General features: G+C 52.0%; 12 protein-coding genes. 4 read left to right on the top strand and 8 right to left on the bottom strand.

The features are described from left to right. The first annotated feature begins 55 nt into the window (after positions 1-55). The 4 genes from P1P86_06415 (at position 56) to P1P86_06400 (ending at position 3116) form a co-directional block, all read left to right on the top strand. Positions 56-310 carry a hypothetical protein gene (locus P1P86_06415; GenBank protein MDF1574810.1) on the top strand — a complete coding sequence of 85 codons (255 nt, stop codon included), beginning with the start codon at positions 56-58 and terminating at the stop codon, positions 308-310. A 256-nt stretch (positions 311-566) separates the two neighbouring features. Beyond that, positions 567-1904, top strand: coding sequence for a PQQ-like beta-propeller repeat protein (locus P1P86_06410; GenBank protein ID MDF1574809.1), 1338 nt, complete (start codon positions 567-569; stop codon positions 1902-1904). A gap of 91 nt (positions 1905-1995) precedes the next feature. Beyond that, on the top strand, positions 1996-2418 hold the full coding sequence (locus P1P86_06405; protein MDF1574808.1) for a nitrophenyl compound nitroreductase subunit ArsF family protein: 423 nt from the start codon (positions 1996-1998) through the stop codon (positions 2416-2418). After that, a complete protein-coding gene (locus P1P86_06400) occupies positions 2418-3116 on the top strand; it encodes an aromatic aminobenezylarsenical efflux permease ArsG family transporter (protein MDF1574807.1) in 699 nt (232 codons plus the stop codon). The genes P1P86_06405 and P1P86_06400 overlap by 1 nt, the downstream gene beginning before the upstream one ends. Positions 3117-3135: 19 nt before the next feature. Here the strand turns inward: P1P86_06400 and P1P86_06395 are convergent, their stop codons facing one another. The 8 genes from P1P86_06395 to P1P86_06360 form a co-directional block, all read right to left on the bottom strand. Continuing rightward, on the bottom strand, positions 3136-4071 hold the full coding sequence (locus P1P86_06395; GenBank protein MDF1574806.1) for a molybdopterin-binding protein: 936 nt from the start codon (positions 4069-4071) through the stop codon (positions 3136-3138). Continuing rightward, positions 4068-4547, bottom strand: coding sequence for a cyclic pyranopterin monophosphate synthase MoaC (gene moaC, locus P1P86_06390; protein MDF1574805.1), 480 nt, complete (start codon positions 4545-4547; stop codon positions 4068-4070). The genes P1P86_06395 and moaC overlap by 4 nt, the downstream gene beginning before the upstream one ends. Before the next feature lie 32 nt (positions 4548-4579). Continuing rightward, positions 4580-5380: a radical SAM protein gene (locus P1P86_06385; GenBank protein ID MDF1574804.1), complete on the bottom strand. Its 801-nt coding sequence runs from the start codon at positions 5378-5380 to the stop codon at positions 4580-4582. Further along, positions 5364-6539 carry a molybdopterin molybdotransferase MoeA gene (locus P1P86_06380; protein ID MDF1574803.1) on the bottom strand — a complete coding sequence of 392 codons (1176 nt, stop codon included), beginning with the start codon at positions 6537-6539 and terminating at the stop codon, positions 5364-5366. The genes P1P86_06385 and P1P86_06380 overlap by 17 nt, the downstream gene beginning before the upstream one ends. A gap of 35 nt (positions 6540-6574) precedes the next feature. After that, the gene (locus P1P86_06375; GenBank protein MDF1574802.1) at positions 6575-7303 is read right to left on the bottom strand and encodes a sulfite exporter TauE/SafE family protein; all 729 of its coding nucleotides are present in this window, start codon (positions 7301-7303) and stop codon (positions 6575-6577) included. Positions 7304-7314: 11 nt separating this feature from the next. Next, positions 7315-9459 carry a molybdopterin-dependent oxidoreductase gene (locus P1P86_06370; protein ID MDF1574801.1) on the bottom strand — a complete coding sequence of 715 codons (2145 nt, stop codon included), beginning with the start codon at positions 9457-9459 and terminating at the stop codon, positions 7315-7317. Between the two features lie 4 nt (positions 9460-9463). Beyond that, entirely contained in the window at positions 9464-9934 is a 471-nt protein-coding gene (locus P1P86_06365) for a (2Fe-2S)-binding protein (GenBank protein ID MDF1574800.1), read from the bottom strand. Positions 9935-10043: 109 nt separating this feature from the next. Beyond that, positions 10044-11153 carry a sulfotransferase gene (locus P1P86_06360; protein MDF1574799.1) on the bottom strand — a complete coding sequence of 370 codons (1110 nt, stop codon included), beginning with the start codon at positions 11151-11153 and terminating at the stop codon, positions 10044-10046. Positions 11154-11171 lie beyond the last annotated feature (18 nt).

Here is an 11171-nt window from a genome sequence, read left to right as displayed (position 1 = left end):
TGCGGAGCAACGGACAATCGTCAGTACTCAGGGCCGAGAAATAATGTTTTATTAAATGACTTTTTCAGCAGACCCTAACTATTTCGATCCGGATACTCACCTGTTGATTCGTTCCGTTGTTACGGTGGAGGCTCAGGGATCTGAGATGGATATGCTTACCGAATACAAAGATTACAAAGAAGTGGATGGGGGAATCAAATTGTCGCATATGCAGGAGATTGATTTTGGAGGTCAGATGAGTATGGAAAATAAAATTACATCGGTTGAAATGAACGTTCCTGTTGATCCGGCCATATTTGTCAGGGAATAAAGCAAATGGAAACACCGGTGAATTCCTGAGCATTGCTGTGTTTCCCGAAAAATTGTAATCGGTTTCATCTGTCTAAATTTCAGGTAATATTAGAACATCCATTTATCTCCATGAGAGGGCCGGGGAAGCAGGGTTTATTCTCAATATGGCATTCACGAATAAGCAAGGCTAAAACAGAGCAATAATTTCTATTAAACCTTTGATCCGGATAGTTGTCCAACTATATAATAATCAGATAAAAATAACCGAAGATATTATGAAAATCAGACAAAACATGAGATTTGTTGCATTGCTTCTTTTTTCAGCGTGCATGGCAAATGTCTACGCGCAGGACTGGCCTCAGTACCTTGGCCCGGAGAGAAACAGTACCTCCCCCCAGGAAAATATTTTACGCTCCTGGCCTGAAGAGGGCCCCGAGGTTTTATGGAATGTGGATTTGGGTATTGGCTACGGAGGTCCGGTTGTCAAAGACGGGAAGGTTTATTTGCTGGACAGAGATGATCAGTTTGGCGATAAGATGAGGTGTTTTGATCTTTCCACAGGGAAAGAGCTCTGGAAATTTGAATATGAAGCCCCTGGATCTGTTCAGTTCCCGGGATCCAGAAGTGTCCCGGCTGTTGATGGAGATTATGTTTACTCCGTTGGGACATATGGCGATCTGTATTGCATCGATATAAATACCCATAAGCCCGTGTGGAACGTGAATGTATGGACAGATTTTGGTGGTCAGCCCGGCAGCGAATCCGGCAGCTTCCCTACCTGGGCCATTTCCCAGTGTCCCCTTGTCTATGGCGATCTGCTTATCGTTGCATCCCAGGCTCCCGGGGCCGGGGTGGTAGCCTATGACAAACTCACCGGGGAAATCAGTTGGAAAACTCCTTCCCTGGGCGGCGTAGGGTATGTCAGTCCGGCTATCGTTAAGATTGACGGGGATGACCATGTGGTGATGGTAACCGCCTCCGGGGGAGGCAGAGGAAGACCGGTTATTCCGGGAAAGATTGTAGGAATTGATCCGGGAACCGGTGATATACTCTGGGAAAATTCGGATTGGGTATGCGGTATACCGATTCCCAGTGCTGTGGATGCAGGAGAAAACAGGATACTGGTTTTAGGAGGATATGATCTGGGTGCCTTGATGATCAAAGTGGATAAAGGAGCAGATGGAAGTTACGGCACAAAGGTACTTATCAAGACCGAAGAATTTGGTGACCAGACCAAGCCACCCATCCTGCATGAAGGGTATTTCTATGCCCAGTACGGAACCAATAATACCCGCGATGGCCTGAGTTGCATGAGCATGGATGGGGAGATCATGTGGAAGACCAAGCGTGATCCGGATTTTAACAAGGGCAGCATGATCCTGGCGGACGGACTGATCCTGGCCACCGACGGGGCCAAGACCCTGTACCTGATCGAGCCCGATCCCACCGGATTTAAGCCACTGGCATCCGCGGAGATACTCACAGCCCTGGAGAATGATGATCCCGGTTCTGCCAGGTTTGGAACGCAGAACTGGGCACCCATTGCACTGGCCGACGGCAAGCTTCTGATCAGGGATCAGGCCCGGATGTTGTGTGTTAAAGTGGCTGAATGACCCAAGCCAAGGGGACAGCCCCTTTATGAATACCCGGATTTGCTGAGGCCGGTCTGAACACTGCGTGATCCTGGTTTGTTACATGAAGGACATGAGAAGAGTAATTGTTGTATTCATGTGGATCGTCCTGCTGGCAGTGCACGCATGCAGGAGCGGGAATGGAAAGGATACTGGCACCTTTATACCTGATGCTGATTATGTGCAGATTGTGCTGTTCCACCTGGCGCAACGTTGTGAATCCTGCACTGCGGTGGAGCAGGAGACCAGGTTCGTGCTCGAAGAAGAATACAGGGAGGATATCGAGTCGGGAAGGGTAAGGTTCATCACCCTGAATTTCCAGACCGAAAACGGAAAGAATACGGCCAGGCTTTTACAGGCCTCAGGCCAAACCCTTTTTGTGGTGAAAGGAGGCCGCGCGGAAGATCTTACCAGCGCTGCCTTCATGTATGCCAGCACCCATCCTGAATACTACCGGAAAGCCCTCAGAGAAACACTCGATAAATTCCTGGAGTGATGCAGACCTTCCTGACAGAACTCTATGCCAGTGCCCCGGGTCCGCTGATCTCAGCTTTATTACTGGGTTTGCTTATTGCCCTGGCTCCCTGCCCCATGACCATCAATATTACTGCAATGGGCTATATAGGGAAGGACATCACCCGGCCCCGCAAGGTATTTTCAAATGGAGTGTTTTATGCCCTGGGAACTGTTTCAGCCTATACCGGTCTGGCTTTGATTCTTTATCTGGGAGCGGACCAATTCAGAATTTCAACAATTTTCCAGCAATACTCTGAGTATTTCATTGGTCCCCTCTTGTTGCTCATCGGATTGTATATGCTGGGATTATTCCGGATGAATCTCCCCGGAATCAGCCGCCTCACCCAGAGATTTCAAAACCGGACCGCTTTCCGGGCCTGGGATTCATTTCTGGTGGGACTGGTCTTCGCCCTGGCTTTTTGTCCCTACAGCGGTATGCTCTATTTCGCCATGCTGATACCTCTGATTATCACCACCGCTTCGCCCTGGCTAAGCCTGCCTTTTTCCCTGGCAGCCGGCATCCCCGTGGTGATCTTTGCCTGGCTGCTGGCGTTTACGGTTTCCGGTGTCGGAAGGGCATTTAACAGGCTGAAATCTTTTGAATTATGGTTCAGAAGGGTGTTGGCGCTTGTCTTTATCGGCATTGGATCCTACTACATCATTCAGTTGATCTCGTAGGGTACTCCGGTTTCAGGGATCAGTGGCTGTCGATATCATTGACCATCAGGATAAGGTGCCAGAGACTTTTCAGGATCTCTTCCATATATTCTTTGATGGCGCGTGTGGAACCGGGAAGTACGAAGATCAGCGATTTCCCTGCCGTTCCCGCGATGGAACGGCTCAGGGAAGCATTGGGGTTGACCATGCCGTATTTCACCCGGATCAGCTCCATGATCCCCGGGATCTGCCTTTCCAGGTGCTGCATGGCTACATCGGGGGCCATATCCCGGGAACCCAGCCCGGTACTGCCGCTTGTAAATATCAGGTCCGTGTTTTCCCCGATGGCTCTTCCAAGTTCACCTGAAAAGGCTTCCCGGCTGTCCGGAAGGATCACCGTGCTGGCCGCGTGCTTCAGTTTTTTCTCTTCGAACCAGTGTTCGATCTCCTGAAGGATCAGGGGTCCGCTCCGGTCGGAATAGAATCCGCCTGAAGCCCGGTCACTGAGTGTGATCACTTTCAGGCTGAAGGTCCTGGGAACATATTCAAGCCGGTCCCCTGCTTTCAGCCTGCCTCCGTGAAGTACCCGGCAGAATATTCCCTCGTCAGGCATGATGCATTCCCCGGTATCCTTGTATATGGCACAACCCTTCCCGTGGCATTTTTTACCGACCTGGGTGAGCTCAAGGACCACTTCCCCGTGCAGAAAACGATCCAGCGGACGGGCGTGATGAAGAGCGAAGCCTGAGGTGGTGATATTTTCTCCGAATCCCCCGTCGGGAACACGCGATCCGGTATTGCTTTCATATTTCCGGATACTCTCGGAAGCCAGGAGACTGACCTGACGATGCCATGGACCAGCGTGGGCATCTCCGACAATACCCTCCTGGTTGATCAGGACTTCAGGAACCGGTTTTTTGGCCTTCCCCTTGCTGCCGGATTGGTTCACCGAGGTGATGGTGATCATTTGTTTCATGCGGTGGGCTCCTCCTTCTCTTTATGAATCAGCCTGATCTGATCCAGGACCATCTCCCCGTCTATGGCTTTGCACATGTCGTATACTGTTAACAGCGCCACCGATACTCCGGTCAGCGCTTCCATTTCAACCCCGGTACGGGCCTGGCAACTTACTTCACAGCTGGCAAGGATTCCCTCATCCCTGAATTCAAAGTCGATGCAGACAGAATCAAGCGGAAGGATGTGGCAGAGGGGAATTAGGTCCGGGGTTGCTTTTGCAGCCTGAATGCCCGCGATCCTGGCAACAGCCAGTACATTTCCCTTTTTCAGCTGGTCATCCCTGATGGCCTCTATGGTTTCCGCAGCCAGGCAGATCAGGCCGGATGCCCGGGCGGTTCGGTGCAAAATCTGCTTGCCACCCACATCTACCATGCGGGCATCGCCCTGTTTGTCCATGTGGCTCAGATGCCTCTTTTGCTCCTCCTTAACATTCATCTTCTTTAGGTTTTTATCCCCGAAAGGACCGTTTATCCGCCTATTTCATAAAAAGTGCTCCTGGAGTTTACCCGGCCCCTCTCTGGTTTTTGCTGAATAGCCATACGGAAGGCCCCCCCGATCCCGAGTTCTGTGATATCGAATTCCTTTTCACTGAACAGGCAGGGAATAAACCGGCCGTCGGCAGTGAGCCGGATCCGGCTGCAAAGGGGACAATGACCCCCGTCGCCACCTTCCACTTTCCAGAATTTGCCCGATCCCAGGTTCATCTGCCGGATAAACCTTAGTCCCAGGTCCTTTGAGCCGCAGAATTTTTTCAGGTTCTCAATCTCCTCAGGGGAGGTGTCCGGAGTAATCACACAATTAATCTTCACCGGATCCAACCCGGCTTTTAGGGCGGCATCTATTCCTTTCTTCACCTGGCGGATATCGCCCCCCCTTGTGATCTTCCGGTATCGTTGCGGGTCCAGTGTATCCAGGCTGATATTGACCCGGTCCAGACCCGCCAGAGCAAGCTTTGAGGCCATTCTGGCAAGTAAGTGGCCATTGGTGGTCATGGTAATCTCCCGGATTCCTTCCACTTTTGAGATCATGCCTACCAGTTCATCCAGTCCTTTTCTGACCAGGGGTTCGCCCCCGGTAAGCCGGATCTTTGAAATACCCAGGGGAGCCAGGGTCCTTACAATATGCGTGATCTCATTGAAGTCCAGGATTCTGCTTCCATGCGCAGCAACTGTCAGCTGTTCCGGCATGCAGTACCTGCAGGCCAGATTACACCGGTCGGTTACCGAGATGCGCAGATAAGTAATTTCCCTGTTAAATGAGTCGTACATGCACCTTATCTCCTTTATTTACTATTTTTTGCCCGGCAGGGATCTCGGCAAAACCCGTAGCCTTCTCCAGGGCATGAAGGTGGCCGGAACCGTGGTATTCAACCGCTTCACAGGCCCCCCCGCCGGTGAAAGTAACGGGCAGGAAGAACTGCCTGTCGGCCTGTTTCCTCCGGTATTCCTTCTCCAGGGTGACCAGGATCCTTTTATTAACCGGAAGCATCCCTGCGCAGATCTCCAGGTAAGGCCTGACCAGCAATTCGAACTGCACAAAACTGGAAACGGGGTTTCCCGACAGCCCGAAACATCGCTTGTTTTCCCGGTGAGCGAAGGAGACAGGTTTTCCGGGTTGCATGGCCACCCGGTCGAATTCCAGGCGGAACCCCAGTTCTTTCAATACACCGGGGACCAGGTCGAGTTCTCCCACGGAGGCCCCTCCGGTTAAAAGCAGCAAGTCGGTCCCTTCCAGGGCCATGGTGATCCGTTCCGCAATGCTTTCGAAGCGGTCCTCCACAATCCCCATAGCGTAAGGCAGGTGGCCTGCACGACGAATCTGGGCAGCCAGCTGGTAAGAATTGGAATTTCGTATCTGCGCCCCTTCAGGATGCTGGCCGGCTTCGATAAGTTCGCTTCCGGTGGCCAGGATGCCCACCTTAAGGGCCCGGGCCACCTTTATTCGGGTCTTACCCGCAGATGCAATGATCCCCAGATGCCCGGGAGTTAAACAGCATCCTTGGGGGAGAAGCAGCTCACCTTTCTTCAGATCCTGTCCCCTGGAATCTATATGCGCTTCGGTTTCAACCGCGGTAAATAAGATCCGGCCATCCGTCCCGGTCTCCACATCTTCCTTCATGATCACACAATCGGCTCCTGAGGGGACCATGGCTCCGGTCATGATTTTGGAGCACCGGCCCCTGCCAATATCGTGTACCGGTAATTTCCCTGCTTCAATGGTCTCCAGGACTACCAGGGGGCCCGGCAGATCCTTGCGTCTGCAAGCGTACCCGTCCATGGTGGACCTTGGAAAGGGAGGGATATCTCTGTCCGCGAAAATATCCTCTGCAAGCACCCGGCCAGGCGTATCCTCCAGGGGAAGCGTTTCGCTTCCTGTCCGGACCGGATATATTCCCGCCCGTGCCAGTGCCTTCTCCAATTGAATCATATCTCCCAATTCCTGTAAATGTAAAAGATTTCCACTTAAATAATAAAAAGCTTGAGGCTGGCAATTAGCAAAACTGTGGTAATCAGGTATTTGAGTTGCATGGCCGTCAGTCTGAATCCGCCTGTCCAGGATCCCAGCAGTCCTCCCGCCATCACCGCCACGATCCAGAGCGCAATTTTGGGTGAGACCTCCATTCCGGCCAGGATGTGACCGCTCAGTCCGGCCAGGGAGTTCAGGAAAATAAAGGCAGCCGAGGCAGCCGCAGTCTCCTTCATACCTCCCCAGCGGGTAAGCAGCAAGAGGGGACTGAGAATGATCCCTCCCCCGATCCCGATCATCCCGGAGAAGAAGCCAATCAAGGCTCCGGCTGCCAGGGCTATGGGAATAGACAGCTGTTTACGATCGCCATCCTCTCCTGTTCGGATCACGATCCTCAGGGCAGCCAGGAATAGGCAGACCCCCAGGATCTTTTTATACAGCTCAGGTGGAAGCTCCAGGCTGGCACCCAGGAAGGCCATGGGGATGGAGGTGACCACGAAGGGTATAAGGAGCCGTGCCCGGAAGTGCCCTGCCCTGTAAAATGAGATAAAGGCGATGGAAGAGACAAAAAGATTCAGGATCAGGGCCGAGGGCTTCATCAGAGCCACTTCAATCCCGAACAAAGCCATGAAGGCCAGGTATCCGCTGGCTCCGCCATGGCCCACCGATGAATACAGGAAGGCGACCAGGCAGATCGCCAGGATGAACAGGACCTCCAGCTGCATAAAGTTCTGTATCAGATGGAGTCGATGGCCTGCTTCACACGTTCCGGGGTCAAAGGCTGGCGGAACACCCTGGCCCCCGTCGCATCGAACACCGCATTGGCAACGGCGCCTCCCATACATACGACAGGGGGTTCGCCTCCTCCGTGGGGAACTTCATGCGGTGAATCCATCAGGACCACCTCCAGTTCGGGAGCCATATTAAACTGAGTAATGCTGTAGGAGTCATAATTCCTGCTAAGCATTTTCCGGCCTTCGAATTGTATTTCCTCCCTGAGGGCATAACCCAGTCCCATTAACATGCAGCCTTCTGCCTGGATGGTGGCTCCCTGCGGGTTGACTATCATACCCATGTCCTGACAGCTTACGGCCCTTTTCACCTGTACATATCCGGTAGTCCTGTCCACTTCAACTTCCACGAAAACCACCACGTAGGTTCCCACATCTATTCCCAATGCGAAGCCATAACCTCTGCCGCTGGGACCTTTGGCAGGGGTCCAGCCAAAACGTTCCGCGCCGGTCTTAAGCACATTAGCCATCCGGGGGTCGTGTTCGAGGTGGCGTAGCCTGAACTCTACGGGATCCACGCCAGAAGCTGCGGCCAGGATGTCCATCTGTGATTCCCTGGCGAAGGTATTGGTGTTTACACTGGGGGCTCTCCAGGCTCCTGTAAAGAAAGGATGTCCCATGGTTCCGCGGGGAGCACTTTTGGTCCTGGTCCTGGAGTGGGGGATGTCATAAAAATGTTCTGCTTCACGTCCCCCTCCCTGATGAACCGTTAAATCCCAGTAGCTGATCCGTCCGGCCTCATTCAGCCCGGCGTTTATCTTCACCACGGCCGCGGGACGCAGGCGGTCGTACATGAATTCCTCTTCGCGGCTGAAGACCAGCTGGACAGGCTTCCCGGTGAGTTTTACCAGACGAGCCACTTCCGTAGCCTGGGGGTTGTAGATTTTTCCGCCGAAACCACCTCCTACAAAAATAGGAAGCAATTGCACATCCCCGGGATCCATGCCCACTGTTTCTGCGATATCGTCGCGGGTAGGATAAGGAGTCTGGCAGGAAGCCCATACCTTCATTTTGCCGTTCTCCATAAGGGCTGTGGCCGTATGGTTTTCAATAGGTGAGTGAGCAATATAGGGGTCCAGGAAGCTGCTTTCAATATGCTGAACAGCGTCCGACTTTCCCTGGGAAAGTTGACCCTTGGATGCAAGTACGCGGCTCTCTGTGGCGATTTCCAGGATGTGATCGAAAAGCGAGTCATGGTTCAGCTCAACTTCTTCTTCTTCCCATTCCGCCTTTATGGTTTCGATGGCCTTGCCTGCCATATGCCGGGAGGGATGCAGAACAGCCACGAAATCCCCGTCTTTAACCACGGTAAGGCCTTCCATGGCTTCTGCTTCGGAGGTATCCACAGCCAGCAGCCGGGCACCCAGTGAGGGTGGACGAAGGATCCTCGCCGACAGCATGCCCGGGAGCTGGATATCCCCCGCATATTTGGCCTCACCAGTCACCTTCTCCACAGAATCCACCCGTAAACGGGCGTTCCCCATGATCCTGAATTCCGATGCTTTTTTCATGGCTACATCCCCGATTTCGGTTTCCAGGATTTTTTTGCCTTTGGTCAACTCGGCATAGCTGATCCTTTTGTTATGGTTGTCGCGCGAACGGACGATGCCGTCGCGCACCTCCAGCTGACTTGTTTCCAGGGAGAGTTCCCCGGCTGCCATTTTCAGCAGGATGGCTCTGGCTTTGGCCGCTGCAGCACGCATGACCTGTCCGAAAACACGGGTCGACAGCGAGCCGTAGGTACCCTCGTCCCAGGGACAGAGGTCGGTGTCTCCCATGAGGATGTCCACATCTTCCAGCCGGACGTCCAGTTCATCGGCCAGTTCCATAGGAAGGGAGGTAATAGGTCCCTGTCCCATTTCGATCTTTCCGGTATAAAGGGTCACCTTTCCGTCCTCACCAATGCGCAGATAAGCGTTAAAACCCGGATCGCCGTCCTGGGGCAGGCCGGCTTTCAAAGGAGTTCTCCCCACCGAAAATGCGACGACGAGTCCGGTCCCGATCCGCTTCATGAAGTCCCTGCGGTCCATGTCAAAGGGATTGCCCATATTTTTAAAAAGCCTGTCGTTGTATCTTTTATCGCTGTTCATAATCTTATGCTTTTTTCATCTTTTTTCCTGCATTCTGTATGGCCTGGATGATCCGGCCATGGGCTCCGCAGCGGCAAAGGTTTTCATCCATAGCGATGACGACTTCTTCCCGCGTGGGTTCAGGATTATTCAGGAGCAAGCCATAGGCGTTCATGATCATGCCTGGGGTGCAGTACCCGCACTGCAGGGCGTCGTTTTTAACGAATTCCTCCTGAATGGGATGCAGGACTCCGTTTTTAGAGAGCCCTTCGATAGTCAGGATGCTGCTTCCGGCTGCATCCACTGCCGCAAGAGTACAGGATCGTACTGCTTCACCGTTCATAAGCACCGTGCACGATCCGCAGAAGCCTTCCCCGCAGCCAAATTTGGTTCCCGTAAGCCCTAATTGTTCACGAATTACCCACAACAGGGATTCGTCCTCCTGTGCATTTACGGAGACCGGTTTGCCATTAAGCTCAAATTGGACAGTTTTCATAGGCGTCTTGGTTTAAGATCATAAAGTTCCAATGTATTAAGAAGGCACCATAAATTCAATATAAATAAGCCAGTGAGGCATTCATTATGGAAGTCCACGGCCGGCCGGTCTATAAGCTGTATCCAAAAGCTTTTATCCAGAAGTCCCACTCTGAATGTATCCTGTCAAGGATTGACCTGCTGGGTGGATGACAGGTGTTTCGCTTGTAATTCCTCACAGAGTCCAGGTAAGCTTCCATGGAGGGACGGGCGTCTTCAAAGCCATCCAGATGTAATTCTTTGTAAATGGTTTTCAAGGTCTTTATGGGGGTATTTACAAGTTCGGAAAATCCAATTTCAACCAGGTTCCCTTTGGGGATTAATTCTCTTTCAGAAAGGTATTTACGCATAATCTGTGGATTTTGTTCCAGGATGATTTGCTCAATTTCATTTTCGCTGCAGGGCTGGAGAAACTGGCTGCTGATCATTCGCTCATACAGTATTTTTGAGGAGCTGTATACCGCATAGGGTTCACGGTGAAGGAAAATGAATTTAGCCTTTGGGAAGAGCTCCAGAATTTCTTTTACCCGACCTGTATTGTGCGGGTTTTTAAGCACAAGCTTATTCTTTTGACAGTAAAAAGCAATGTTCTTCAGGACATTCAGATAGTCCCTTTTCCAGGCTGCTTTCTCCTGTCCGCTGATCCCTTCAAAGAGGTGATATTTTCTGAAGTAGGTCCTGTTTTGGGGAAAGAAGAAGGAGTGCATACTGCTCCGGGTAGTCGTAGTACAAAGCGCTTGCTCTTCTTCCGCCGGATCATCCAGGCTCAGCCTTACATTATCCTGGGGTCTGCTGTCAGGCATAAAAATGTTCAGGATCCTGTTCAGGCGATCCATGCTTAAAAGGGAGATATTAAAGGTAAAAGCCTGGTGGTTGTTCAGGAATCCAAAGCGGGAATCACGTGCTATCAGGTAGTGTAAATGGGTGGTGCCCGTGCGCCAAAGTCCCAGGATAAACAGGGGAGGATGTTCCTCGAAAGACAGTTCCTGGATTCTTTTTGAAAAGAATAGTCGCTGCAAAAGAAAACCGGATGCAAAGAGCCTGCTGTAAAATCCAATCCTCAGGGCTCTGAAGCGACAGGTCCTGTGGATGTTGTTTTCCCGTCTCAGCCTTTTCCATACCTGTGGCAGAGCAGTGTATAACTGATGCTCACGAACCGTATAACTTTTATTTCTGCCCATCGTCTGTAAGTACCCGTT

Source organism: Bacteroidales bacterium, from assembly GCA_029210725.1.
In the GTDB taxonomy this organism is placed as follows: Bacteria; Bacteroidota; Bacteroidia; order Bacteroidales.
Note: the sequence above shows the minus strand (reverse complement) of the source record. Positions and strands in the feature narration are given on the sequence as shown.